This is a genomic window from Streptomyces sp. NPDC015032 (assembly GCF_043080425.1).
Classification (GTDB): Bacteria; Actinomycetota; Actinomycetes; order Streptomycetales; family Streptomycetaceae; genus Streptomyces.
This window is the reverse complement of the sequence record NZ_JBIBVN010000009.1, coordinates 113,136-136,512: the sequence shown is the minus strand read 5'-3', so window position 1 is coordinate 136,512 and position 23,377 is coordinate 113,136. Positions and strand designations below refer to the sequence as shown.

General features: G+C 70.6%; 26 protein-coding genes. 15 read left to right on the top strand and 11 right to left on the bottom strand.

Features of this window, described 5'->3' with window-relative positions; translation table 11 throughout:
- Positions 1–107: 107 nt before the first annotated feature.
- Positions 108–1,097, bottom strand: a complete 990-nt coding sequence (locus tag ACF08M_RS15990; RefSeq protein ID WP_392185858.1) for an Lrp/AsnC family transcriptional regulator — start codon at positions 1,095–1,097, stop codon at positions 108–110.
- A 316-nt stretch (positions 1,098–1,413) separates the two neighbouring features.
- Here ACF08M_RS15990 and ACF08M_RS15985 point away from each other — a divergent pair, with 316 nt between their 5' ends.
- Positions 1,414–2,238 (top strand): hypothetical protein, encoded by an 825-nt coding sequence (locus tag ACF08M_RS15985; protein WP_392185857.1) that lies wholly within the window; start codon positions 1,414–1,416, stop codon positions 2,236–2,238.
- A gap of 262 nt (positions 2,239–2,500) precedes the next feature.
- On the opposite strand, the gene ACF08M_RS15980 is transcribed toward ACF08M_RS15985, so the two are convergent.
- The gene (locus tag ACF08M_RS15980; RefSeq protein ID WP_392185856.1) at positions 2,501–4,045 is read right to left on the bottom strand and encodes a glutamate synthase subunit beta; all 1,545 of its coding nucleotides are present in this window, start codon (positions 4,043–4,045) and stop codon (positions 2,501–2,503) included.
- A gap of 271 nt (positions 4,046–4,316) precedes the next feature.
- On the opposite strand from ACF08M_RS15980, the gene ACF08M_RS15975 reads away from it, so the two are divergent.
- Entirely contained in the window at positions 4,317–4,472 is a 156-nt protein-coding gene (locus ACF08M_RS15975) for a hypothetical protein (RefSeq protein WP_392185855.1), read from the top strand.
- A 232-nt stretch (positions 4,473–4,704) separates the two neighbouring features.
- Positions 4,705–5,103: a hypothetical protein gene (locus ACF08M_RS15970; RefSeq protein WP_392185854.1), complete on the top strand. Its 399-nt coding sequence runs from the start codon at positions 4,705–4,707 to the stop codon at positions 5,101–5,103.
- Positions 5,104–5,163: 60 nt separating this feature from the next.
- On the opposite strand, the gene ACF08M_RS15965 is transcribed toward ACF08M_RS15970, so the two are convergent.
- On the bottom strand, positions 5,164–6,093 hold the full coding sequence (locus ACF08M_RS15965; protein WP_392185853.1) for a TIGR03619 family F420-dependent LLM class oxidoreductase: 930 nt from the start codon (positions 6,091–6,093) through the stop codon (positions 5,164–5,166).
- Between the two features lie 138 nt (positions 6,094–6,231).
- Between ACF08M_RS15965 and ACF08M_RS15960 the strand changes: the two genes are divergently transcribed.
- Positions 6,232–7,473 (top strand): DUF4303 domain-containing protein, encoded by a 1,242-nt coding sequence (locus tag ACF08M_RS15960; RefSeq protein ID WP_392185852.1) that lies wholly within the window; start codon positions 6,232–6,234, stop codon positions 7,471–7,473.
- Between the two features lie 205 nt (positions 7,474–7,678).
- Here ACF08M_RS15960 and ACF08M_RS15955 read toward each other — a convergent pair whose 3' ends face one another.
- Positions 7,679–8,773: a glycosyltransferase gene (locus ACF08M_RS15955; RefSeq protein ID WP_392185851.1), complete on the bottom strand. Its 1,095-nt coding sequence runs from the start codon at positions 8,771–8,773 to the stop codon at positions 7,679–7,681.
- A 535-nt stretch (positions 8,774–9,308) separates the two neighbouring features.
- On the opposite strand from ACF08M_RS15955, the gene ACF08M_RS15950 reads away from it, so the two are divergent.
- The 3 genes from ACF08M_RS15950 to ACF08M_RS15940 are packed head-to-tail and all read left to right on the top strand — an operon-like array spanning position 9,309 to position 11,091.
- Positions 9,309–10,124, top strand: a complete 816-nt coding sequence (locus tag ACF08M_RS15950) for an SDR family NAD(P)-dependent oxidoreductase (protein ID WP_392185850.1) — start codon at positions 9,309–9,311, stop codon at positions 10,122–10,124.
- 8 nt (positions 10,125–10,132) lie between these two features.
- Positions 10,133–10,339 (top strand): hypothetical protein, encoded by a 207-nt coding sequence (locus tag ACF08M_RS15945; protein ID WP_392185849.1) that lies wholly within the window; start codon positions 10,133–10,135, stop codon positions 10,337–10,339.
- Positions 10,336–11,091, top strand: a complete 756-nt coding sequence (locus ACF08M_RS15940; protein ID WP_392185848.1) for a polysaccharide deacetylase family protein — start codon at positions 10,336–10,338, stop codon at positions 11,089–11,091. The genes ACF08M_RS15945 and ACF08M_RS15940 overlap by 4 nt, the downstream gene beginning before the upstream one ends.
- Before the next feature lie 493 nt (positions 11,092–11,584).
- Here ACF08M_RS15940 and ACF08M_RS15935 read toward each other — a convergent pair whose 3' ends face one another.
- Positions 11,585–12,271, bottom strand: a complete 687-nt coding sequence (locus tag ACF08M_RS15935; RefSeq protein WP_392185847.1) for an HAD family hydrolase — start codon at positions 12,269–12,271, stop codon at positions 11,585–11,587.
- Positions 12,272–12,849: 578 nt separating this feature from the next.
- Here ACF08M_RS15935 and ACF08M_RS15930 point away from each other — a divergent pair.
- Positions 12,850–13,491 (top strand): ScbR family autoregulator-binding transcription factor, encoded by a 642-nt coding sequence (locus ACF08M_RS15930; RefSeq protein WP_392185846.1) that lies wholly within the window; start codon positions 12,850–12,852, stop codon positions 13,489–13,491.
- Positions 13,492–13,589: 98 nt separating this feature from the next.
- On the opposite strand, the gene ACF08M_RS15925 is transcribed toward ACF08M_RS15930, so the two are convergent.
- Positions 13,590–14,264: a dienelactone hydrolase family protein gene (locus tag ACF08M_RS15925; protein ID WP_392185845.1), complete on the bottom strand. Its 675-nt coding sequence runs from the start codon at positions 14,262–14,264 to the stop codon at positions 13,590–13,592.
- 278 nt (positions 14,265–14,542) lie between these two features.
- Positions 14,543–14,950 (bottom strand): hypothetical protein, encoded by a 408-nt coding sequence (locus tag ACF08M_RS15920; RefSeq protein WP_392185844.1) that lies wholly within the window; start codon positions 14,948–14,950, stop codon positions 14,543–14,545.
- 471 nt (positions 14,951–15,421) lie between these two features.
- Between ACF08M_RS15920 and ACF08M_RS15915 the strand changes: the two genes are divergently transcribed.
- From ACF08M_RS15915 to ACF08M_RS15905, 3 genes are all read left to right on the top strand, one after another.
- Positions 15,422–16,435, top strand: coding sequence for a sporulation protein (locus ACF08M_RS15915; protein WP_392185843.1), 1,014 nt, complete (start codon positions 15,422–15,424; stop codon positions 16,433–16,435).
- On the top strand, positions 16,435–16,689 hold the full coding sequence (locus tag ACF08M_RS15910) for a twin-arginine translocase TatA/TatE family subunit (protein WP_392185842.1): 255 nt from the start codon (positions 16,435–16,437) through the stop codon (positions 16,687–16,689). The genes ACF08M_RS15915 and ACF08M_RS15910 overlap by 1 nt, the downstream gene beginning before the upstream one ends.
- A 197-nt stretch (positions 16,690–16,886) precedes the next feature.
- Positions 16,887–17,309 carry a hypothetical protein gene (locus ACF08M_RS15905; RefSeq protein WP_392185841.1) on the top strand — a complete coding sequence of 141 codons (423 nt, stop codon included), beginning with the start codon at positions 16,887–16,889 and terminating at the stop codon, positions 17,307–17,309.
- 189 nt (positions 17,310–17,498) lie between these two features.
- On the opposite strand, the gene ACF08M_RS15900 is transcribed toward ACF08M_RS15905, so the two are convergent.
- The 4 genes from ACF08M_RS15900 to ACF08M_RS15885 form a co-directional block, all read right to left on the bottom strand.
- Positions 17,499–18,314, bottom strand: a complete 816-nt coding sequence (locus ACF08M_RS15900; RefSeq protein ID WP_392185840.1) for an alpha/beta fold hydrolase — start codon at positions 18,312–18,314, stop codon at positions 17,499–17,501.
- A 160-nt stretch (positions 18,315–18,474) separates the two neighbouring features.
- Complete coding sequence (locus ACF08M_RS15895; protein ID WP_392185839.1) at positions 18,475–18,801, bottom strand: DUF1048 domain-containing protein; 327 nt, start codon at positions 18,799–18,801, stop codon at positions 18,475–18,477.
- Between the two features lies 1 nt (position 18,802).
- Positions 18,803–19,159: a DUF1048 domain-containing protein gene (locus tag ACF08M_RS15890; RefSeq protein WP_392185838.1), complete on the bottom strand. Its 357-nt coding sequence runs from the start codon at positions 19,157–19,159 to the stop codon at positions 18,803–18,805.
- On the bottom strand, positions 19,156–19,482 hold the full coding sequence (locus tag ACF08M_RS15885; protein WP_392185837.1) for a PadR family transcriptional regulator: 327 nt from the start codon (positions 19,480–19,482) through the stop codon (positions 19,156–19,158). Before ACF08M_RS15885 ends, ACF08M_RS15890 begins: the two co-directional genes overlap by 4 nt.
- Before the next feature lie 311 nt (positions 19,483–19,793).
- Here ACF08M_RS15885 and ACF08M_RS15880 point away from each other — a divergent pair, with 311 nt between their 5' ends.
- From ACF08M_RS15880 to ACF08M_RS15865, 4 genes are all read left to right on the top strand, one after another.
- Positions 19,794–20,087 carry a hypothetical protein gene (locus ACF08M_RS15880; protein ID WP_392185836.1) on the top strand — a complete coding sequence of 98 codons (294 nt, stop codon included), beginning with the start codon at positions 19,794–19,796 and terminating at the stop codon, positions 20,085–20,087.
- Between the two features lie 280 nt (positions 20,088–20,367).
- Positions 20,368–21,882 carry a transferase gene (locus tag ACF08M_RS15875; RefSeq protein ID WP_392185835.1) on the top strand — a complete coding sequence of 505 codons (1,515 nt, stop codon included), beginning with the start codon at positions 20,368–20,370 and terminating at the stop codon, positions 21,880–21,882.
- 144 nt (positions 21,883–22,026) lie between these two features.
- Entirely contained in the window at positions 22,027–22,701 is a 675-nt protein-coding gene (locus ACF08M_RS15870; RefSeq protein ID WP_392185834.1) for a DUF4328 domain-containing protein, read from the top strand.
- Positions 22,702–22,821: 120 nt separating this feature from the next.
- Positions 22,822–23,334, top strand: a complete 513-nt coding sequence (locus ACF08M_RS15865) for a hypothetical protein (protein ID WP_392185833.1) — start codon at positions 22,822–22,824, stop codon at positions 23,332–23,334.
- Positions 23,335–23,377: the final 43 nt, after the last annotated feature.

The window sequence follows — 23,377 nt, the reverse complement described above, 5'->3', positions numbered from 1 at the left end:
ATGCTTGTGGTACCGCTCGTGGTGACGACGCCGGGTCGGGCGTTCGCTGTGCCGTACGTATGGCCGCTGAACCCGCGTGATGTGCGGTTCACCGTCCGGCGTTGCTCCTATGGCCCACTGTCCGGCCGGGCTCGGCCGGACGTGACGGATCCGGTGCGTTTGAGGGTGCGGACGATCGGCGCCGTCTCGACCGTGTCGATGCCCGGGAGTGTTCCGATGCGGTCGGCGAGGTAGTCGTAGAGGTGCTCGTCGTCCTGGCACAGGACGGTGGCGAGAAGGTTGGTCCGTCCGGTGGTGGCAGCGGCGTACGCCACCTCGGAGTGCAGGGCCAACGCGGCACCGGTGGCGGCGAGCCGCGCGGGGCGCACCGACATCCACAGGGCGGTGCCGGCCGGGTTGCCGAGCGTGCGCTCGTCGACGTCCAGGACGAAGAAGAGCGCTCCGGCGCTCCGCAGGTGCGCGATGCCGCGCCGCACCGTCGACTCGTGGCAGCGTGCCTCGACGGCGAGCGCGGCGTACGAGGCGCGGCCGTCACGGGCCAGCGCGGCGAGCAGGATGCGGTCGAGGTGGGTGAGGTCCACCGGCGGCGCCTGGGCGTCGGGCGGCGGGTACGCGGGGACGAGCGCGTCCTTCTGCTCCTGGCTCAGCACGGACGCGGGTCCGTCCCAGGTGGTCGGGCCGCCCTTGAAGAGCCTCAGCAGACGGTGGGCGGCCACCGAGGTGACCCCGCGGCTCGCGGGGATCTGATTCATCAGGAGCGTGTCGCGGTCGAGGTCGTTGTGTACGGCGAGGTGGCAGATGACCTCCGTTCCGCCGGAGGCGAGCTTGACCCAGCGGGTGTCCTCACGCCGGGCCAGCGCCCGGGCCAGACCGAGCGAGGCGCTGGGGACGCACTGGAGCCGCAGCGCCCACACGGACTCCCCGACGGGTCTGGGGTTGAGCCGGCCGACGACGCGCAGACCGGCCGTTTCGCACAGTCCGGCGTAGCGGCGGGCGACCATCTGGTCCGAGACGCCCAGTACCGAGGCAATCCGGCGCAGTGGCGCGCGGCCGTCAATCTTCAGTGCGTGAATGAGCTGGAGATCGATGGATTCCACGTATCCGGAGCCTATCCGGCGGGAAAACCGGCATGCGGGAGCGGACTCGTTGTGCCCGGTCGGGACCGATCCGGATCCTCGGTGTACAGGCCCGCGCGCTCACCGTAGGCGCGGAGCCGCACCCCTGCGGAGCTGCTCCAGGCGCAGCTGCCGCCGTCGACGAAGAGGAGGACGGGAGGCGTCGGCGCAACGCCGCATCCCCGACCCCATCGGGAGGGAGAGGACGAGGACGGTGAGGTGCGGAACCGATCGGAAGTGCACGGGAGTCACTGAGGCGCTCTGGTCAAGAGTGCACGTGTGGTCTATTCCTTTCCCCATGGATGGTGTGGTGTGGCTCGCCCTGAGCACGGGCGGACTCCTGGTGATGCTGAACCTGGGCGTCGGCGTCCTCGCCCTGTGGAGTCACCGCGACGGCCTGCGGGCGACAGAGCGGCTGATCGCGTCGGGCGAGCTGGACGTGTATCACGCGGCATGGCTCACCGGGCCCGGATACGAGCGGTCGGTGGCCTGGGGCAGAGAGTATGCGGCGGCCGAGACGGCCCTGCGGTCGCTGACCGCGGCGGGGCTGGTGCGGCTCAGTGAGGACGACTCGCGGCTCGTACCGGCCGCCGAGGCGGACGAGAAAAGCGCCCTGCCTCCGGAGCATCCGCTGACCGTGGAGGCGTGGCAGTTCACCTTCGGTTCGTGGTCCACCGGACACGCGGTGACGGTACGGGCGCTCGCCACCCACCCCGCGTTCCGGGCGGCCTGTGCGGCCCATGCGGAACGACTGTCCGACTATCTTCCACCACACCGCACGCGACACGACGACCGTGCCCGGCGCGCACCGCCGGCCGCGGGACTGATCGCGGCGGGGTGGGTCACGCTCAACGCCTTCCTGGTGCTGGTGCGGAGCGTCTTCGGCGAGGCCGGCACCGGGACCGAATGGAGTCCGGAGAACGTCGTCGGCGTGATCGCGGCGACACTGGCCACCGCTGCCCTCGCCGTGATCGTCCTGGTGTCTTCGCACGTCTTCGTCTGGCAGGGGTGGCAGGACCGGTGGCCCCGACGGCTGCGCGCGCACTGCCGGAACGTGATCCGGCGGGAATCCCACGGCTGGATCCCTCCGTCGCACCTTCCACGGGGCGACGACGACCGCTGAGATGTACGCCGGAGGGGCTCAGAGCCTGTCGGGTGACCTTCGATCGGGTAGCGGACGCGGTCTGGTGCGTGCGATTCCAAGGCGCCGGGATGTCCTGGGATGGGGTCTCCCCTGCTCGAACGAAGCCGAGAGCTTGGGACGGGGTCTCCCCTGCTCGAACGAAGCTGAGAGCTTGGGGAAGGAGCTACTTGGGCATTTCGGCAACGCGGGAAGCGTGCGTGCCAGGGCGTGGCCGCCCGATCAGAGGTCACCCGACAGGCTCTCAGGCGACGAGGGGCCCGTCATGGGGGCCGACGGGCGCCGGGAGCACAGTGGAGCCGCTCAGACAGCGGTCTGCCGCGGCCGCGGCGGACCGTCCCTCCGCGATGGCCCACACCACGAGGGACTGGCCGCGCCCCGCGTCACCGGCGATGAACACCCTGCCCGTCCCGGCGCGGGCCGCTCGCCTCACCCGCCCGGCCTGCTTCGCCCCTTCAGCCGTTTCAGCCGTTTCAGCCGTTTCAGCCGCGAACGTGGCATCGCGGGCGAAGTTCCCCCGGCCGTCCAGCATGAGCCCGAGCTGGCGCACGAGGGCGGTGTCCCGTTCGGGACCGAAGAAGCCGAGGGCGAGCAGGACCAGATCTGCCGGGATCACATGCTCCGTTTCCAGCCGCGGCCTTCGGCTCCCGGGCTCCGCCTCCGCCAGGCACAGCGCACGGACACGGCCGGACCGGTCGCCTTCGAAGCTGAGGGTGGCGGAGGAGAACATTCTCGGGTCCCCGCCGTCCCGTCCCCGGGCCTCCTCATGGGCGTGGGACACGCGATAGACCTTCGGGTACACGGGCCACGGCTCGGTCTCCCGCCGGGCTGCACCGGGTTCCGGATTGATGTCGACCTGCACGACGGAGGCGGCTCCCTGCCTCAGGACGGTGCCCAGACAGTCCGAACCGGTGTCCCCGCCTCCGATGATCACCACGTGTCTGCCCTCGGCGCTGACGGCCGGCACGTCGCGGTCGCCCTCCGCGACCCGGTTGGCCAGGGTCAGGTAGTCCATCGCCTGGTGGATGCCGTACAGCTCGCGGCCCGGAACGGACAGCTCCCGTCGTCCTGTGGCTCCGACGGCGATGACGACCGCGTCGTATCGTTCCGTGAGCTCGGCGGCGTCGAGGTCACCGCCGACGTCCACGCCCGTACGGAACTTGGTGCCCTCCGCCCGCATCTGGTCGATACGGCGGTCGAGGTGGCGCTTCTCCATCTTGAACGCGGGGATGCCGTAGCGCAGCAGGCCGCCGATGCGGTCGGCGCGCTCGTAGACGGCGACGGTGTGCCCGGCGCGGGTGAGCTGTTGCGCCGCCGCCAGTCCCGCAGGGCCGGAACCGACGACGGCGACGGTCTTCCCGCTGAGCCGCTCGGGCGGCTGCGGCGGGGCGTAGCCGCGCGCCCAGCTCTGGTCCGCGATCGCCTGTTCGACATTCTTGATCGTCACCGGATCGGCATTGATGGTCAGCACGCAGGCGTCCTCACACGGCGCGGGGCACAGCCGCCCGGTGAACTCCGGGAAGTTGTTCGTCGCGTGCAGTCGCTCGGCTGCTGCCCCCCAGTCGCCCTTCCTCGCGTACGCGTTCCACTCGGGAATGAGGTTTCCGAGCGGGCAGCCGCTGTGACAGAACGGCAGGCCGCAGTCCATGCAGCGCCCCGCCTGCTCGGAGACGAGCGGAAGCCGGGCCTGCCCCGCGCAGACCTCGCTCCAGTCGGTCAGCCGCTCCTGGACCGGGCGCGCCGGGACGGGCCGACGAGGGGTTCTGAGGAAGCCGTAGGGGTCGGTCATGCGCCGCCTCCGTCGCTCACTCGCGGTGCACAGGCGTTACGGCCAGACTACGCCCGCGGTCGACGGCGACCACCCGCTCCGGGGGCCGCCCGGCCGCGGCATCGCCCGCCGCGCACGTCCCCGTTGTCACCGGCGCGAGCGGCCTCCGGTTTCCCCCGGCCGCTTCTCGCGCGAGGCGACCCGGCCCGCCGGGCACGCGCAGCCCGGGCCCGCGCCCGGACCACGCGATACGCTCGTCCTGTAGGCACGCGTTCCGACCACGGAGGCGGCCATGAGCGAGAACGACGAATACCCGACGCCGTCGCAAGCAGAGGGCGAGAGGCTGGACGAGGACATGAATCCGGCCGAGGAGCGGCACCCCGCGACGATGCGGACCCAGCCGTCCCAGGCCGAGGGTGAACGCGCGACGGAGGAGATCGAGAGCTGACAGGGGCGGCAGCTGTGCGGTGGCGCTTCCCTGCCGGTGCGCTCCGAAGGGAACGCCACACGTACAGCCGCCGCGTTCAGCGCCTGCGCGAAGGCGGCCCCGGTCGACCGGGGTACGCGCAGGCATGGGCCACTGGGGTACGTACGCGTCTTCCCTACGCGAAGGAGGTCCACGCGATATGGATGGGGAACGTGCCCGTCGGTTGGTGGCAGCGCTTCGTGACCGTGGTGTGATGGCCCATCTCGTGGAGGCGGGCGTCTACGAGTTCGGAATCCGGGTCGTCCTCGACACAGCGGTCGAGGCGCTGTGGGATGTCGACGGGGCCTCGGGGCTCGACGCGGAAATCGTCGGCGACGGGGTGCTCATCGGCTTCGTACCTCATGTGCCCGGCTCGGAGAGCTTCACGGAAGAGCAGCTCGTGGAGAGCATCGCGACGACGCGGTACTCGGCGGAGGGCCTCCACCCGCCCGTCGGCACTCCGGCACCCAGGGCCACTCCCGCCCCGGCTGTCGAGGCCGCGGCCCCCGCCGGCACTCCGGCGCCCAGTCCCCCGGTCACCCCGCCGGTCGCCCGTTTCCAGCGCCGGGCCCACTGGATCCGGCGGGGAAAAGACCACGGCGCTCGGCAGTGATTCCGCTCCGGGCGGGCGATCCGCACCGGAGAGCCGGGCGGGTACGCCCTCGCGCAACCGTCAGATGCCGGCGGCTCGCACTGCCTCGTACACCTCGGTCGCCACGTCGATCAGCTCCGCGGCGTCGCGCGTCGTTCCCTGAAGATCCACCATGAACTCCGGTACGCCCGATTCGGCGTGTGCCGCCAGGTCCTCGACGATCTGCGCCACGCTCCCGTGGAAGGGCGGCCGGTCCGCACCTTCGAACGGCTTGGCGCTGTACCGGGCGTTGGCACGGGCGCAGACGTCGATCGGGCGCTCCCGGCCGCGCTCGGCGGCCACGTCCTGCACCCGCTGCCACTGCTCGGCCAGCTGAGCGGCGCCCGCGGCCACCGGAATCCAGCCGTCCGCCCGGTCCACCAGCCGACGGATGGTGCGCGCACCGTTCGCGGGCAGGTGCACCGGGATGGGGCGCACCGGTTTGGGGCCGACCACGGACGGGGCGATGGTGGTCAGCTCGCCCTCGTACGAGACGGGGTCGGGACCCCAGACGGCCGCGCACACGTCCAGCAGCTCGTCCAGGACCGCGCCACGCCGCTCGAAAGGCGCGACGGAGGCGGCGGCGTACTCGTCGAGCGACCATCCCGTGCCGAATCCGGCGATCACTCGCCCACCGCTCGCGACGTCCAGCGAGGCGAGTGAACGGGCCAGCTGGAACGGCACATGCAACGGCGCGACCAGGACGCTGGTGCCGAGCCGTGCCCGGCCGGTGGCTGCGGCGGCCAGTGCGAGCGTGACCAGCGGGTCGGCGACACTGCGGTACTGGTCGGGCCAGGGCAGCCCTGGTACGCCGTACAGCCCCTGGGTGGCGGGCTCGGGAAACAGGACACGCTCGAACACCCACAGGCTCGCGTATCCGGTCTCCTCCGCCGCGCGCGCCACGGAGGCCACATCACGGCCGATGTCGTACTGCTTCATCTGCGGGAGACCGAGACCGAGAGAGACCGGCATGTATGCACTCCTTCACGATGGCTGCGTGACAACTACCGTAAGGCACATCACTGTTATCCACGCGGTGTCCATCACGGCGTGATCGGGTTCGGCGTTACGGGCCCCGGTCGCCTTCGCCGCCCTTGGTAAAGTCCCCTGATGCGATTCGACTGGACCGGTCTCGAAGCGGCAATCAGAGAGCAGATCGTCGGCTTCGTCCACCGGATCCGCGCGGAGCATCCCGACGAACACGTCTACGGAGCGGCCGTCCATGAGTTCTACGCGGAGTCCGGCGGCACCATGGGCTGGACGCTCGTCGGCGTGGCGAGCGAGGAGAGGCTCGCCGCTGCCGCCACCGGCACGCTCGACGCCCAGGCGTTGCGATGGAGCCCGGCCGACTGGCCGTGGCAGCTCGACCCGGGCGAGACCGAGGACGAGTGGGCCCGCCGGCTGGAGGCGGCTGCGACGGCCGACGGCGGACGCCGCTGGGACGCGGTCCACACGCGCTATCTGCGTACGGCCGCCAGGGCCTGCAAGGCGGCGCGGAAGCAGTTGGTCGCCGACGGAGTCGTGGACCGGGATTTCGTCGTCGTGGCGATGGACGAGGCGTGGGAGCTCCTTCCGCTGAGCCTGACTCCAGCTCAGATTCGACGCCACTTCCCCGAGTTGGACGCCGAGCGGCGCGAGGTGGACCGGCTGGCCGCGCTGCCGCCGGAACGGCAGGTGGCAGAGCTCGTCGCCGCGGTCGAGTCGCCCGCCCCGGTGCTGTCCTCCGAGCGGGCCGTGGAGTGGCTCCGCACACTCGGTGCGGTCGCCGTCCCCGCCGTGCTGGAGCGTCTGGACCGTTCGCGCGAGAAGTGGCGCTGGGCGAAACTCCTGGCCGACATCGGTGTCGGCTCGGCCGAGGTGTTCGACGCGCTGGAACGAACCATGACGAGCAAGCGCCCGAGCGAGCCGGACCGCGCCTGGGCCGCGGCGGCGCTCGCCCGCCTCGGCCGGATGGACCTGGTGGCCACGCGGCTCGACAGCCTTCCGGAGGAGGTGGCGGCACAGGGCCTGGCCGACCCGTACACGTCCTTCCGCGACCACGGCACCCACGGCCCCCTCGACTACACGCCGCTGGAGAACGCTCTGGCGACACACCGGCGTTGGCACGACGCCGTCCTCCGGCAGCTCTCCCCGGGACGGGGCTTCTGCGCGCTCGGTCCGGACGAGGTCGAGACCGCGCTCGCCGGACTGACCTCAGCTCTGCCCGTCGTCCGGCGCCACGCGCTCGTCGCGCTGTCGCACGCACCGCTGGACACGGAGCGGCGCGGGCGCTACGCCGCCGAACTGGCACGCCTGCGCCGGGACGATCCGGACCCCCTGGTGCGCGACGCGGCGGCCCTTGCCGGTGGCTGACCGGTAGACGGCGTGCGGGACGTCGTCGTCGGGGTCGGCCGGGCTCGCCCCGAGGGCCGGTGACCGGCCGGCATCAGTCCGGGCCGGGCCCGGCATTCCCCCCTCCTGGCCCCGGCCACGGGTGCGGGCGGGTCCGGGCCGGTGCAGGCCGCGCTGACGTGGAGGGCGCGGGCGGGGCGCTCGCGGCAGGTGGTCCGGGATCGGTTCAGACCGGTCGCGCAAGGGTCTCCAGGGGCAGCACTCCCGCTCCGGAGAACAGTCCGCGGGCCGTACCGACACGTCGTTCGCGCGCGGCGCCCGGGGCGGTGAGGCGGTCCAGGGCTCGGATCAGCGCCCAGGGATCCGTTGCGCGGTCGGTGAGACCGGCTTCCGCCATCCGCCGAACGCCCTCCTGTCCGTGCCCCGGAATGGCCCGATAGCTGACCACCGGCAATCCGACGGCCATGGCCTCCAGCGCCGTCTGGCCGGCCGCGTTGTCGATGAGCGCGCGGGAGGCACCCATGAGGCCCGGCATGTCGTCGACCCAGCCCGTCGCGCGCACATGCGCGATGCCCGACAGGTCCCGCCGCAGGCGGGTGTTCGCCCCACAGAGCACGACCGGCCCGTATCCCGCCGAGGCCACCAGGCGCGCGGTCCCGGCCACGCGGGATCCGGCCCCCCAGGCCCCCGTCGAGATCAGCACGGGCGGGCGGCCCGGCGAGTCGAGGCGTCGCCGCCAGTCCGCCGCGGTCGGCGCCGGGGCGTGGAACCGGGGTGCCACCATGGCTCCCGACACGACCGCCGGACGCCGGACCGCCCGCCGTACCTGCTGCGCGAGATCGGCCGTGAGACACAGATGCAGATCGTTGCCCGGGTGCAGCCATTGGCGGTGAACGGCGAAATCGGTGATGACGACGGCGCTCGGCACCGAGAGCGCGCCGTGTGCGCGGAGTCTGCCGGTGAGCTGGGCGGCGAGGTGGAAAACGGAAACGATCACGTCCGGCCGCTCCTGTGCGACGAGACCGAGCAGCCGTTGCCGCGCAAGGGCCGCCAACGGGGAACTTCCGGGCCGGGGGCCGCCACCGGCCCGGAAGAAGGCCGCGTACAGCGCGGAATAGACGACGGGCGTGCGGCAGATGACCGTCCGGTAGAAGGAGGACAATCCGCCCCCGACGCCCGGGGGCAGCAGACCGAGGACATCGACCGTCGTCGTCCGCCCGCCGCCGCTCTCCAGTCTGCGGGCCAGTTCGGCGGCCGCCACATGGTGACCGGAGCCCATGCCGGCGCTCAGGATCAGGAAGCGTGCCGGCGCCGCGTTCATCGGCCGTACGCTCCGGGGCGTCCCTGTGCGCCGCTCGGAGCCGGGCCGCTGCGGAGGGACCTGCCCCCGTGACACCGGGGTCCCTCCGTGCGACGGGGGGCTGTGCACGGGTCCGGTGGCCCAGTCGGACGAGCAAGGGGCACGAGATCACCTCCGGGGTCGGCAGCTCTCGGAGTATCCGTCGGAACGGGCGCGGAACGCGGTTCTTTCATCCTGTCGGTGCGTTCGGTGCAGTGAGGTATGGGCTTCAGCGGTTTTACGGGAGCACCCCCGGGCTACCCCTAACCCGACCCGGCGCCCCGAGCCCCGCGTCTTCGACCTCTGAGAGCCTGTCGGGTGACCTTCGATCGGGTAGCGGACGCGGTCCGGTGCGTGCGATTCCAAGGCGCCGGGATGCCCTCGTAGCGGAGCTACTTGGGCATTCCGGCAACGCGGGAAGCGCGCGTGCCAGGGCGTGGCCGCCCGATCAGACGTCACCCGACAGGCTCTGAGGGGTGGGCCACCGTGCCGCACAGTACTGAGACAGGGAGAGGCCATGTCACGTGTTCCGCGCGTCGCACGCCGCAGCGTGCCGGGGGGCGACGCGCCGGACGGTCAGGATGTCCGGGCCGGGGTGGCCCTGGTGACGGGGGCGTCCTCGGGTATCGGGGCCGCGGTGTCGCGGCGGATCGCGGCCGAAGGGGACTGGCGGCTCCTGGTGAGCGGCCGGGACCGGAAGCGGCTCGACGGCGTCGCGGCGACGACGTGCTCAACGGCGCTGTACGCGGACCTGATGTCGCTCGACAGTACGGAGCAGCTGGTCAGGGAGGCTCTCGACACCGCCGGCCGGGTGGACCTGCTCGTCGCGGCGGCAGGGGTCGGCTGGGCCGGTCCCTTCCCCGCCATGCCGGCGGCCGCCGCCGACCGGGTCCTCACCGTGGATCTGGTGTCCGTCGTCCATCTGGTACGGCTGCTGCTGCCGCACATGCTCGCGGCGGGGCGCGGGCACATCATGCTGATCGGATCGGTGGCGGGCTCCACCGGTGTCCGCAGTGAGGCGGTCTACTCGGCGGCGAAGGCGGCACTCGCCACTTTCGCCGATGCCCTGCGCTACGAATTGAAGGGAACCGGAGTGCACATCACCCATATGGTCCCCGGTGTGGTGGACACGCCGTTCTTCGAACGACGAGGGATGCCCTACGCCCGTTCGTGGCCCCGTCCGATGGCGCCGGAACGGCTCGCCGACGCGGTCTGGGACGCCTTCACGGCGGGCCGTGACGAGGTGTACGTCCCCGGCTGGCTCCGCCTGCCGGGTTGTGTGCGCTCGGTGGCCCCCGGGCTCTACCACCGGCTCGCCGCCCGCTTCGGCTGATCTGCGACATGAACGTCCTCGCCGTGATGCCGGCGCTGTCGGAGGCTCTCGCCAACGACGCGGCGTCCGTGCTCCGGCGTCGGGCAGCCGTCGCGCAGGCGAAGTCCGAGACCGCGGGCGGCAGGCCGGCGGTGGGCTACGTGTACGCAATGTGCTGCGCCGGTGCCGACCGGCTGCCGACGGCCGGTGACGACGGAGGAACAGAGGCCCGATGAACCCCCGGCCCCCCAGGATCCCCACCGCGCTCCGTATCCCACTGGCCGTGTCGGCGCTGACGCTGGCCGCGCATGTCGTCCCCGCCGGGACGTGGCTGCCGGGTCTGCGCCGGACGTGCTTTCCGGCCCTGGCCGGCCTCGGCGACTCCCGCCATGTCGCCCTGACCTTCGATGACGGCCCGGACCCCCGCTCCACTCCGTTCTTCCTCCACGCGCTGGACCGGTCGTCCGCACGCGCCACCTTCTTCGTGCTCGGGGAGAGCCTGCTGCGCCACCCGGAACTCGGCCGCGACATCGTCCGCCGCGGTCATGAACTCGCCGTTCACGGGTGGACACACAGCCGCCCGTGGCTTCCCGCCCCCGGCCGGGACCTGCGCGAGGTCGCCGGTGCCGCCGAGGCGGTACAAAGCGTCTCGGGCGTCCGGCCGTTGTGGTACCGGCCGCCGTACGGAATCCTGACCGGCGGCCGTTGGACCGCCGCCCTGGCCTGCGGGCTCCGGCCGGTGCTGTGGTCCGCCTGGGGCCGGGAATGGGTCGACGGGTCGACGGCCGAGGGGGTGCTGACGACCGTACGCAGCGGGCTCGGCGGCGGCGGCACGGTCCTCCTGCACGATGCCGACCTGTCGGCATCGTGCAGGTGGCGGCCCGTGCTCGCGACGCTGCCGGAGCTGATCAACGACTTGCGGACCGCCGGGCTGACCATCGGCCCGCTCGCCGATCACGGCCTTGCACCACTCCGGCGCAGGGGGTGAGACCGGGACGGTCGACTCCCATGGCGGGGTCCGGGGAGATGTCCCACGGCAGCAACCGGTCCTCTGCCTCGTGCGTCAGGTCCCCGAGAACGGTCATGCTGCGGAGAACGAGTTCTGTTGTCCGTCCGGCACGGCGCACGCCCACCGACCCACCCGCAAGTCCGCCATGACAGGAGACCTTGGTACGGGCCCGACGGGCCGGCCCGGCACCGGCCGTGTCCGCCGGCCGGATCGACGAGGCCATGAACTGCTGCAACTGCTGCTGGTCTGCACCGCGCCGCTCCGGCCATCGGCTACATCGGCTTCCGACCCCCGTCCAGCAACAGGCCCCGCGGGTACAGCCCGCCCTCCACCGGCTGGACAGCACGCGCCGGCGGTGCGGACACATCCCCAGCGAAATTCCCCAACCGGCCGCGACGCACAGTGAGTTCATCCGCTCTCACACCAGCGGAAACCACCAGAACGGCCACCTGCCCAAAGACATGGCGAGGCCCTACTGGTCCCCCTCCGCCCGGACCTGGGCCCACGCCTGGAGTTCCGGATCAGCCAGCGTGTGAACCCACAGGTCGGCCCGGTCCGCCCCGGTTCCGGTCGGCCGGGGCCCCACGCCGAGCACGCGCATCCCCGCGCTCCGGGCCGACTCGATGCCCGTGACCGAGTCCTCCACGGCCAACGCGTCCTCCGGCCGCACGCCGCACAGGCGGACCGCGGTGGTGTAGACGTCCGGATGAGGTTTCGGCAGCAACCCGCCACCCGCGACGACGACATGGGCGAAATAGCTGAGCAGACCGGCCCGGGCGAGGCTGTACTCGACCACGTCCAGCGGGCAGTTGCTGGCGACGGCGAGCGGGAGGTGGCGGGCGGCGAGCCGGACCAGTGCCGCCGCCCCCGGCATGGTCACCGGGTCCTCGGCGACGAGTGCCGTGAAGTGTCTCAGGAGCGATTGCGTCATGTCGTCGGCGAGGTCCGGCTTTCCGGTCTCCCTGGCCATGAGGCTGCCGCACTCGGTGTAGTGGACGCCCTTGGCCCGCTCGGCGAATCCGGCACGCGGCTTCAGCCCGAACTCCCTGAAGACCCGGCTGCGCGCGTCCTGCCAGTGCCGCTCGGTATCCATCAGGGTTCCGTCGCAGTCGAAGACGATGGCAGCCGGGGACCAGGAGAAGATGCGATGAGGTGTCATTTCCCTGCCGTTCTCGAAGAGCGCGCCGCCCCGCGCCGTCGGCGGTCGCAGTGAGAATCAGGACTGCGGAGGGGCTCGGAGAGGCTCACTCGGCTACAGAAGATGCGGTGTCGAACGAACCCCGTCGACCACGCATGAAGGCGGTTGGATCGCCCCCGGGGTCTACAGCGACGGACATCGTCCGGTCTTTTCGGATGACCCGAGAAACATCGTGGTGACTACGTTAATTTCGTGACAGAGAAGGGCGCAATCACTATTTCGAGTGTTTGACGGCGCGCCCGCCACGGAGTACTCGCGAGGCGCACGCGACGGCCGACAGGGGCCGAAGAGAATTTGCTACCCCGTCAACTCGGTTGAACTCAAGGCGATTTGACGGTTCGCAACATGCACTGGCAGCCGACAGCCGCGCTCGAAAGCGCCAGATGAAGCGCGAATTTCCTCAATCAGCCGCACCGGCACCCAGCCGAAGAATAATAATAATCTCCGCGCATTAACGGCGCGCGGCCCCGCCAGTGCGCCCGGCGCACGACTCTCCCGGGTCAAAAGCATGGGCACTGTCGAACGAAGGTGGAACATACGTGCAGGAAAGGGCACGTGCGACCCGAAGGTCCCTGCTGGAAGCAGCAGCACGCCTTTTCGTTGAACAAGGGTACGCACGGACAAGCATCAATGAGATCAGCGACCTTTCGGGACGCACCAGCGGAGCCGTCTACTTCCACTACTCCAGCAAGGAGAAGCTCGCGCTGGCCGTCGTGCGCGAACAGTTCGCCGCCTGGCCGTTGCTCGCCGCCCGCTACACCGCCCCCGGGATCCCGCCGCTGGAGAAGCTGGTCGCCCTCAGCTTCGACATCGCCACGGCGCTGCGCGACGACGTCATGACCCGGGCCGGCGCACGCCTGTGGGCCGAGCGCCGCACCATCGACGCCGACATACCCACCCCCTTCGCCGCCTGGACGACTGCCGTCACGCGTCTTCTGGCCGAGGCCCGCGCCAGGGGCGAACTGGCCGGAGATGTCGAACCGTCCGGCACCGCCACGACCTTGGTGTGCGCGTTCTTCGGGCTGTACAACCTCACCGACGAGATGGCGGAGCACGAGGAACTCGCCGACCGTGTGCACCGGTGGTGGCTGCTGGTCCTGAAGGCATTGCAGGCACGTCCCGAACCCGCCGCTCTGGTGGCGCGGGCCCGGGCGCACAGCCGGCCCACGTCCCCCGGATGAACCTCCGGTGTCGTCCCTCGCGGGCTCACCCAAAGGACATCACGGAACAGTGGATTACGGGACAGCCCTCGGGTGGACGCGCACCGAGCACGCACCCGTCACGGTGGACTGTGGTGCCGCTCCTCCCCGTGTCCCGGACGGAGGAACCACTGACACGCTGCGTCGGCGACGGCCTCCAGAGCGCCGGGTTCCACGAACAGGTGCGTGGCGCCGGGGACCACGCAGATCCTGTGCGGCACCCGCAGTCGCTCGGCCGCCTCCCGGTTCAACCGCAGTACCTCCCGGTCGTCTCCGCCCACGATCAGCAGCACCGGGGACCGCACCCGGCCCAGCACCTCACCGGCCAGGTCGGGCCGGCCGCCACGGGATACGACGGACTGGACCCGGCCGGGCCGCTCCGCTGCCGCCACCAGCGCCGCCGCGGCCCCGGTGCTCGCGCCGAAGAGCCCCAGAGGCAGCTCCGCCGTGGCGGGCCGATCACCGAGCCAGTCGACCGCGGACACCAGACGTCGGCCGAGCAGGCCGATGTCGAACCGGTGCTGTCCCGTCACCGCGTCCACCCGCTCCTCCCGCCCGGTCAGCAGATCCATCAGCAGCGTGCCCAGTCCTGCCTGCCTCAGGGACGCGGCCACGGCTCTGTTGCGCGGACTGTGGCGCGAGCTGCCGCTGCCGTGGGCGAAGAGCACCACCCCCGTGGCCTGCGCGGGAATCCCCAGGTCACCCACGATCGCCGATCCGTCGACAGGTATGGAGACCTCTTCGGGGTTCACCATCGTGATCGCCTCCTTCGCCCAGTGCGCCGCAGCACGGTCGGACCGGATCCCGTCCGGGATACCTGGCCGAGGCTCCGCCGGCGCTCCCCCGGCGATCGGCGGCCGAGGGGGCGGCGGCGTACGGGGCCGGGTCCGGGTGGGCGATGTCGGCCTCCCGAGTGCGGCGCCGTACGGCCGCCCCGCCTTCAGATCAACGCTCCCAGAGATGTCCAGCCTTCAGACCAATGACCCCGCGGGTGCCCGATATTCAGATCCGCATGTCCATGGTCGCACGTGCCTCAGCTCTTGGGAGAGAAGCGCAGCCGCGTAGCGGCGAGCGCGCCGAGAGCCAGCAGGACGACGGAAACCCACAGGCCGGACAGGCGGTTGCCGGTGGCGTCCTCGGCGTAGCCCATGATGTAAGGGCCGACGAACCCGCCCGTGATGTCGATGGTGTTCAGGAGCGCCAGGCCGCCCGCGAGGGTCCTGCCCGCGAGCCGGGTGGCCGGGAAGTTGAACAGCAGGGGCTGGACGACGAAGAACGCCAGGCCGGTGAAGCAGAAGCCGAGCAGGGCGATGACGAGACCGGTGACGGCGGCGACGACGAGGCCGGTGGACATCATCAGCAGACCGGCCACGATGCGGTGACGCCGGGCTGACGGTGCCCGGCCGGGCAGCACCGACGACGGTCGGACAGGGCACGCCATCTCCTCGCTGTCGCCGTCGCGGTGCGCGCGGTGGGCCTCGCCGGTTCCTGACCAACGGTCACCCGGGTGCTCGCCGGGGGTTTGTCCCGCACGTGATCTCCGAACGTCTCCCCTTCCGGAGCCGTCCCGCAGGGAAGCGCAGGCCGCTGCCGACGGGTCCGGAGCACGGACCCGTCGGAGACCGATCACAGTGGCTCCTCCTCGGGCGGAATACCGCGGGTTCCTGAGTCGCCGCACCGAGCGATGACTTGGTAAGGTCACGGTAAAGGCACGGCAAAACGCGCTCGTCAAGCGGCTAACCGGACCGCCTGAGCGATCTTTTTCGGACTTTCCCGCCCTCCGAGCCCGTGGTGCTCTCGAAGCCTCGTCGCCGGCCCTATGCTTCTACACGCCTGTAGAGCGTGGCTGTCCGTCCCGATGTTTCCGGGCACCCCGCAACCCTCGTACGCATGTAAGGGAGTGAACGCCTCGATGGTGTTCAAACGACTGCTCGGCTCACTCGGTGTGGGCGGCCCCACCGTCGATACGGTCCTCACCGCCGGGGCGGCCGTCCCCGGCGGCCTCCTGTCGGGCCATGTCCAGCTCAAGGGCGGCAGCTCCGACTTCGACATCGAGCACATCACGCTGGAACTCGTCGCACGGGTGGAGGCCGAATCCGAGGAGGGGGAACGGGAGGGCGTCGTCGTCTTCGACCGCTTCACCGTCGGCGGCGGCTTCCGGCTGGCCGCGGACGAGGAGCGCAGCGTACCGTTCACGGCCGCGCTGCCGTGGGAGACGCCGATCACCGAGCTGTACGGACAGGGCCTGGGCATCGTCCTCGGCGTACGCACCGAACTGTCGGTGGCCGGGGCCAAGGACAAGGGCGACCTCGACCAGCTCGCGGTGGGCCCGCTGCCGGTGCAGGAGGCGATCCTCGAAGCGTTCGGGCAGCTCGGCTTCGGCTTCAAGTCCGCGGATCTGGAGTACGGCCGCATCGGTGGCACCAACCAACAGCTCCCCTTCTACCAGGAGATCGAGCTGACGCCGTCACCGCAGTACGCGCACGCGGTCAGCGAGATCGAGGTGACCTTCCTCGCCACTCCGGGCGGCATGGACGTGGTCCTGGAGGCCGACAAGCGCGGCGGGCTCTTCTCCGGCGGACACGACGCGCTCACCCGGTTCGCGGTCGCGCACGACGGAGTCCCTCACCAGGACTGGCGGGCACTCGTCGACGGCTGGCTGCGGCAGCTGGTCGAGCACCGGTCGTCGTACGCGGCGGCCTCCGCGTACGGACACGCCGATCCGTACGCCGGGAACCACGGCCACGGCCATGCCGAGGAGCACCACCACGACGGCGGTCGCCGCTCCGGCCCGGGTATGGGTACCGCCATCGCGGCAGGCGCGGCCGGCCTCGCGGTCGGCGTCGTCGGCGGCATGGTCGCCGCGGAAGTCATCGACGAGGTGGGAGACTTCTTCGAAGGCGACGACGAGGGCGACGACGACTGATGTTCGGAATCAGCGAACTGGCGATCATTCTGATCGTGGTCATACTCGTCCTGGGCGCCAAGAAGCTTCCCGAGCTCGCCCGTTCGGCGGGCAAGTCCGCCCGTATCCTCAAGGCCGAGGCCAAGGCCATGAAGGAGACTCAGGGCCCCGAGGGGGAAGCCCGGGTGCCTCATGTCATCCGCGGCGAGACCGTCAACCGGCAGGGCTCCGACGGTTCGAGGCCGGACGCGGGGCAGCCTCCGGGACACACCTGACGTGGTCCCGCCGCGGTCGTCCTGGCCATCGCGCACAGGGCTCGGCCGTCCGGGGGCGCTGCTGTCCGGGACACATGGATCGCGACCGGCGGTGGGAGTTGCGGTGTCCGGGACAGAACGACGGGTGCAGGACCGTCGGTTCCCCGCCTACGGTCCTGCGCCGTGGACACCGCACGGAGAGCCTTGCTGATCCGGGCGTGGTCACGCTGCTGGGGAAAGCCGGCACCGCCCGTGCGGCTGCCGAGCGGGAGACCCACGCCCGCGTGGCCCACCTGCTGACCGGCGGACGTGCGCAGGGCCTGGACGGGCTGCTGGTCGGCGACCCGAAGTGGAAGACCTCGCGCTTGCACCGGCTGGTCACCGGACCGGTGCAGGCGTCGCCCAACAGCATGGGTGGCGAGGTCGAGACGCTGAAGTTCCTGCGCGGCCTGGACGCCGACACGCCCTACTGGGAGCTGTGCACGCTGCTCGCGCTGCGTGAGGCCTGCGCGCGGGGGACGTTTATGTACCGGGCTCACGCCGGTACGGCAGCCCCGGCCGCCTACCTGTTCAAGCCCGCCCAGTGGGAGGAGCACCGGGAGGAAGAAGTTGGCAGGAGGCCACTGGGGAATCCAGGGTGACTTCCTGGGGTGAGCCGCGGTCGTTCGACGCCAGCGTGACCGAGGCCTCGATTTCGACCTGCCCGCTGCCGTGCCCCACCCTCGTACGCCAGCGATCGATAGCCGCCCGCCCCGCGCCGGAGTCCCGCCATGCCTGCTGACCGAGTGTTTGGTACGGCGTGGCTGTCGCCAGTCCGTCAGCCGCGTTTTTCAGCGCTCGCTGCTGTCGAGGGCGGCGACCTCACGTACGGCATCGGCGACGGCGCGGAAGTCCTTACGCAGGATCGCACCGTGGTTGCTGGGGACCTTCGCACTGATTTGGATGTTCGGGTTGCGTTCGGTCACCGCAGGGAGGCTGGTGCGTATCTGTTCGTGCCCACCCTGGCTGCCGAAGGACTCCCCCGAAGCAACCACATACCGCGCCGGGACAGTGATGTCGTCAAGGACGGGACCCAGATCACGCACGCGGGCGAGCTTCCCGAGCTCGATGTTGCTGTTCGCCATCTGTTCAGCGGTCATCCGCGGGGTCAGACCCGTCGGGCGCAGCAGCGGCATGAACCAGCCCCACCGCCGAAACGCTTTCCGGATCCCCTGTTCCAAGTCCTCGGTAAGCCAGTCGTACGGCTGCGCGCCCTCGACGAGGATCGCACCCATGGCACGGTCCGGATTGCGGCTGGCCCAGTGGGCCGCGACGAACGCTCCGTAGGACCAGCCCACCACCAGCGCCCGGTCCACGCCCCGGGCCGCGAGCACGGCATCGACATCCCGGACGGCGGCCTCGAAAGAGTAGTCCGCCGAACGTTGTGACTTCCTGCCGCGGGCCCGCTCGTCGTAGGTGATGTGCCGCCACCCTCTGCCCAGGTCGGCAATGACCCGCCGCCAGTACCCCTGCGTGGCGAACTGGCCGTTGAGGTAGACCACGGGGATGCCGGAACCGCCGGTGTCGGTGACGGCCAGGGCCGTATCGTCCACCGGCACCATGCCGGTCCACTTCGAATCGGTTGAGGAAGCGCTGTGGTTTGTCATGTGTTCCACCTGGTCGTGTGAGTGACGGCCTGATCGACTGCCTCGGTGGACGGGATCTGCGGCGGCTTCTGGTGGCCGGTCGGCCGGCGCCTGTTCGCGCTGCGCCGAGGCGAACGAACCGCGCGTACGGGCTGCGCCCACTGGCATGAGGCGACGGGTGCTACTTCTCGGCTGTGCCAGGTTCCCCGCTGATGGACTCCTGGTAGACGTCCGCATAGGTGCGTGAGTCCTTGACCAGGTCGTCGCAGAATGCGGCGACGTCGTTGCCGATGAGTTCCAGGACCCCCTTGCCCGCGGCGACGCCCTCCTCGAAGAAGTCGACGATCCCGGGGAGCAGAGGTCCGTCAGACAGGTCGATCGGTCCGACTTTGAACAGGTACTTCTGCATCTCCTTGTAGACGATCTGGTAGTCCGGCGGGAGCGCCTTGACCCGAGCCATGTGCGCCCGCCACTGCTTCTTGCCCTCGATGATGTCCTGGATGCCCACGTCAGCCTCCCAGCCGGCTCAATTTCCTTGCGACGTTCCTGTTCAACTGCTCGCGCCACCGGTCGCGATAGGTTCGAGCCCCTTCTCCACCGGCCAGCGCCGCGCAAAAGCCTCGGATGTCGTCGCCGAGGACCTCGTGGACGCTCTGCCCGTCCGCCGCTGTTCCTTCGAGCAGCCCCAGGGCGGCGTCGAGGATCGGCATCAGGCTGCGGCCGGTGAAGTCCCCATGAGGAAAGAGGTGGCACTTGATCTGTTCCCAGGCCGCCCGGTAGTCGTCCGGCAGGGCCTCGGCCCGGGCTTCGAACGCCTTCCAATCCCTGGTGAGATCGCTGCCTGTGATGGTCTCCCAGAAGTTCATCTCCCGCCCTCCTTGAGCCTGTCGATGCGTGATGAGACGTACTGCCATTTCGTCCAGAACTTCGCGAGTTCCTCGCGTCCGGCGTCGTTGAGTGCGTAGAACTTGCGCGGCGGACCGACCTGGGATGGCCGTTTTGTCACCTGGACGAGTTTGTTCCTCTCCAGTCGCAGCAAGATGGTGTACACCGTCCCCTCGACGACGTCGGCGAAGCCGAGCTCGTTCAGCTGACGAGTGATGGCGTAGCCATAGGTTTCCTCGCTGCCGATGATTTCGAGCACACACCCTTCGAGCGTGCCCTTCAGCATCTCCGTCAGGTCGTCCATCGCGAGTCCTCCTCAGGCCCTCTCGGTACTGCGTGCTACCGAGTACCACTATACGGTACCACCGAGTAGTAGGGATGCCAACGATCGGCGCACACGGACCGGAATTCGCGATCCGCGAAGCGAAGGAAGACTTCCGCCCACCACGAGGTGCACCATCGGCAGCATCTCCGGTGGGCGCCCTGCCCGCGGACCCGGGACCGATCTGCGAGGGCCCAAGCTCCGCAGCAGCGGCTACCTCATCGGCCCCGGCTCCGTAGTCCGCGGGGGCCCGTACGTCATCACCGCAACGCCCCGATCCTCGACCTCCCCAGGTGGCTTGCCGGCACCTCCAGCCGCCTCCGCCCGCTCCGGCGCCCGGAGTTCGGCGAACTGCTCGCCTACGCGAGCAGCGGGCCGCCGAGGCGAAGGGCAACAAGGGCGGGCGCCGCCCCGCCATCCCGGCCGACAAGACCGACGCTGTACGCACCGCGTACCCCTCGCCCCACCGCCAATTCCTCGCCCGCTGCCAGCCCCTCGACGGCATCCAGGGCGTTCCGGCGATCCCGGCACAGCGCAAGGCGCGCCGCGAGTACGAGAACCGCGTCAACGCCCTTGGCGGCGGCTGAAGGAGAGCGGGGACCACCCGCAGGTCAGGGGCTACTCCGTTGTATTTGCGGCGAGTACTACCGGGACCCCTAGAGGCCTGTGGGTTCGCGGCGCTGGAGCTCGGACGCTTTCCAGACACCCTTGTTCGCGGCCGTCAGCCGCAGGTTGAGAATCGCCCAGTGTCACAGAAGTCGGGGCTGACAGTCCGTGGGGCGAGGTGGTAGTACGGAACGCGGTCCGAGCCGGGTCGCGGTGTCGGCTGGATGGGGGTGGGCTGAGGTGTCCTCACACTTACGGGCGTTGGCCCGGCTGATCACGGCGGTCGCGATCGTCACGGCGTATGTCGCGCTGCACCTGGCGATCACCGCGGGCATGGACCTGCGGGCCTGCGACCACTTCGGCGGTGCCCCGGCACGGGCCGCTGCGTTCACCGCCGCGCTGGACCGCTATGCCGCCGGGGAGGTGTCCGCGCGCGCCGAGATCCGAGCGGGCGACACCTGGTTCAAGGAGAACGCCCCGTCGGGAGCGAGTCGCTCGGCGGTCTCCTCCGCCACCAGTGACGTCGAAAAGAGTCGGGTCTCCCTCGCCCGCGAGCGGGTCGCCGGGCTGGCGGCGGATGTCCGACGAGACCGGGAGCGGCTCGACCGGAAACTCGGCTCGTCGCGCGCGGCCGCGCTGTACTGGGCGGTGCCCGCTGTGGTGCTGCTCGGGCCGGCGTTGTGGCTGCGGCGGCGGCGCCGGTCGGGCGCCGCGGAGATCATCAAGGTGGTCAGCTGGTTCGCCCCGCGTCAGCCGTGGTGGCGGCGTCCGGTGTTCTTGCTGGCCAGTGGCGCCGGATACGTACTGCTCGCGGCGGGCGTCATCGCCGTGGGCACGGCGCAGCGGCAGGGCTACACCGTGCCACCGATGACCATGATGGGGTGGCTGGTTGGCGGCCTGGCCGCGATCGGTGCCGGGGTCCTGATCCTGCGCTACACCCGCCCCCGCTCGGCGCGCGGCGCGGCCCAGGCCCTGCTGGCCGACGGCCGCCAACCCGTGCTCTACCTGCGCAGCTTCACCGACGACGACACCGCGGCCCAGGTCGACGACTCGTCCGCGTTCGTCAGCATCCACTCGCGGGAGGAGCAGCTCGCGGAGGCGTTGGGCGCCGTCGGCCCCGTGATCGCGGTGGGCAGACCCGGGGAGCCGCTGCCGCGGCTGGGCTCGGCGCGGTTCTACCTGCCGCTCGACGACTGGCAGCCGACGGTGCTGCGGCTGATGGAACTGTCCCAACTCATCGTGCTGCGTTTAGGGTTGGGCGACGGGCTGTGGTGGGAGGTCCAGCAGGCCCGCGACACCCAGCCCGCGCGCAAGCTCGTCCTGCTGACGCCGGGCGGACTGTCGCGGCAGGCCGAACGGCTGGAGCTGGCCGAACGGTTGGACGAACACCTGCCGACCTCGTCCCGGCTGGCCGAGGTGGCCGGGGGAGATCCCTGGACCGGCGCCGTCATCACCTTCGACCCCGAGTGGACGCCCCGGGTGCACCCGGTGGGGCCCGTGCCCCGTGCCGAGCTCCCGCGGGGCGCGCTGGTGCGCCGCGCGGCCCGCGCCGTGAAGGCCGGCTTCGTGTCGATGACCATGTTCACGCCCGCGCACCACCTGGCCCGCACCGTCAAGGACGCCCTGGCGGCCGTGGGGGTCCGCAGACGGACGATGGCCTGGCGGGCCACCTTCGCCACGCAGACGTCGTTATGGAAAGGGTTCGCGTTGGTCACGGTCCTGGCCCTGCTGGGCTGGCTCGTGGGCCGGGCGCTGCAACTCCTCGGTATCAGTTAGTGCCGTTCCGTTGCCACCATCCCGCATGACATCCCAGGAAACCGGGGATACAACAAGGCAGCGGCCAAGAGCATCCCGGTCCCACGCAATACACGGCGGGTCGACAATCTTCGGGGGAAGATCATGGACGGTCCACAGCAAGGCATGCCGACAAACGCGAGCCCGCTCGCCGCGGAGCGGCCCAGAGCAGTGACCGGGGCGGCCACCGTCGTGACGGTACTGATCTCGTTGGTGCTCGTGAATCAGGTATTGGTCACGGTGGGCAACTGGCGCATCTACTTCCTCGTCCATGACTACCTGGCCGGGAGGGCGACGGCCGCGGACCTGCTGGCCGCCGACTCCGATGTCCTCGCGAAGCTGGGGTCGTTCTGGGCGTGGGTGCTGATGGGGGGCGCGGCTGGCATCGCGTGGCTCGTCTGGCTGTGGCGGGCCCGGATCAACTCCGAGCTGATGAGCGGTGCCGCCGCGCACCGCCGGGCCCGGGGCTGGGTGGTGGGCAGCTGGACGGTCCCGGTAGCCAACCTGTGGATCCCGTACCAGGTCGTGTCGGACGTCTGGCGGGCCAGTGCCCCCCGGCGGCCCGTCCCCGTCACTCTGGTCAGCGCCTGGTGGGCGCTGTTCATGGTCGCCAACATCGTCGTCAGGCCGATCCAATGGCGCATGTCCTCGAAGTTCGACAGCGAGCAGGACGTGCTGTCCAACGCGAACGTGTCCACCCTGCTCACGGCGCTCTACGTGGTGGCCGGCCTGCTTATCATCCTCATCGTCAGGCGCGTCACCGCGTGGCAAACCCACAGGCATGCCCAGAACGCGGTGTGAGGGAACGGGGCGCGCACCGCTGCGAACGCGGCGGCGCGGGCGCCTCATGGCCGTCGCCCGCCGGTCGCGGTCCTGGCCTGTACGAGCGCACGGTGACAAAACTACGGGGGAAATGCCAGCATGGCCGGAATCAGTGACTCGTTGTGGAACGAGGACATCGGCGCGGAGAACTTCCGCGACCCGGCCTCGACTTATCACGCCGCGGTCTTCGAGCAGTACAAGCTGTGCGTGGAAATGGCCGACCGGGTCAGCTCCCGGCGCAACCTCGCCAACACCTTCTTCCTGACCCTCCACAGCACGCTGCTCGTCTTCCTCAGCACCTGGCTGTCCCAGGAGCACCACCGCGGGACTCCGGTCGCACTCGCGCTCGCAGCCCTGCTGGTCCTGCTGGGCATGTGCGCCACCTGGTGGATCACCGTCCGTTCCTACCAGCAGTTGAACAAAGGCAAGTTCGAGGTGATCGGAGCGTTTGAGGAGCGCTTGCCGGCCCGCGCCTTCGTGGCCGCCGAATGGCGTGCCCTCGGCGAGGGGCGGGACTGGCGCGTCTATCTCCCGCTCAACCGTGTCGAACGCTGGATCCCTCTCCTCTTCGCTGTGGCCTACTTTCTGGGCTTCGCCGCCGTCGCGCTGTGACGGCGGCGGCATCTGCTGCCGCCCACTCTCACCGCCACCGGAG

Coding starts and splice junctions, on each gene's coding strand:
- ACF08M_RS15985 (WP_392185857.1), top strand. CDS start 1,414: ATGGATGGTGTGGTGTGGCTCGCCCTGAGCACGGGCGGACTCCTGGTG.
- ACF08M_RS15980 (WP_392185856.1), bottom strand. CDS start 4,045: ATGACCGACCCCTACGGCTTCCTCAGAACCCCTCGTCGGCCCGTCCCG.
- ACF08M_RS15975 (WP_392185855.1), top strand. CDS start 4,317: ATGAGCGAGAACGACGAATACCCGACGCCGTCGCAAGCAGAGGGCGAG.
- ACF08M_RS15970 (WP_392185854.1), top strand. CDS start 4,705: ATGGCCCATCTCGTGGAGGCGGGCGTCTACGAGTTCGGAATCCGGGTC.
- ACF08M_RS15965 (WP_392185853.1), bottom strand. CDS start 6,093: ATGCCGGTCTCTCTCGGTCTCGGTCTCCCGCAGATGAAGCAGTACGAC.
- ACF08M_RS15960 (WP_392185852.1), top strand. CDS start 6,232: ATGCGATTCGACTGGACCGGTCTCGAAGCGGCAATCAGAGAGCAGATC.
- ACF08M_RS15955 (WP_392185851.1), bottom strand. CDS start 8,773: ATGAACGCGGCGCCGGCACGCTTCCTGATCCTGAGCGCCGGCATGGGC.
- ACF08M_RS15950 (WP_392185850.1), top strand. CDS start 9,309: ATGTCACGTGTTCCGCGCGTCGCACGCCGCAGCGTGCCGGGGGGCGAC.
- ACF08M_RS15945 (WP_392185849.1), top strand. CDS start 10,133: ATGAACGTCCTCGCCGTGATGCCGGCGCTGTCGGAGGCTCTCGCCAAC.
- ACF08M_RS15940 (WP_392185848.1), top strand. CDS start 10,336: ATGAACCCCCGGCCCCCCAGGATCCCCACCGCGCTCCGTATCCCACTG.
- ACF08M_RS15935 (WP_392185847.1), bottom strand. CDS start 12,271: ATGACACCTCATCGCATCTTCTCCTGGTCCCCGGCTGCCATCGTCTTC.
- ACF08M_RS15925 (WP_392185845.1), bottom strand. CDS start 14,264: ATGGTGAACCCCGAAGAGGTCTCCATACCTGTCGACGGATCGGCGATC.
- ACF08M_RS15920 (WP_392185844.1), bottom strand. CDS start 14,950: ATGGCGTGCCCTGTCCGACCGTCGTCGGTGCTGCCCGGCCGGGCACCG.
- ACF08M_RS15915 (WP_392185843.1), top strand. CDS start 15,422: ATGGTGTTCAAACGACTGCTCGGCTCACTCGGTGTGGGCGGCCCCACC.
- ACF08M_RS15910 (WP_392185842.1), top strand. CDS start 16,435: ATGTTCGGAATCAGCGAACTGGCGATCATTCTGATCGTGGTCATACTC.
- ACF08M_RS15900 (WP_392185840.1), bottom strand. CDS start 18,314: ATGACAAACCACAGCGCTTCCTCAACCGATTCGAAGTGGACCGGCATG.
- ACF08M_RS15890 (WP_392185838.1), bottom strand. CDS start 19,159: ATGAACTTCTGGGAGACCATCACAGGCAGCGATCTCACCAGGGATTGG.
- ACF08M_RS15885 (WP_392185837.1), bottom strand. CDS start 19,482: ATGGACGACCTGACGGAGATGCTGAAGGGCACGCTCGAAGGGTGTGTG.
- ACF08M_RS15870 (WP_392185834.1), top strand. CDS start 22,027: ATGCCGACAAACGCGAGCCCGCTCGCCGCGGAGCGGCCCAGAGCAGTG.
- ACF08M_RS15865 (WP_392185833.1), top strand. CDS start 22,822: ATGGCCGGAATCAGTGACTCGTTGTGGAACGAGGACATCGGCGCGGAG.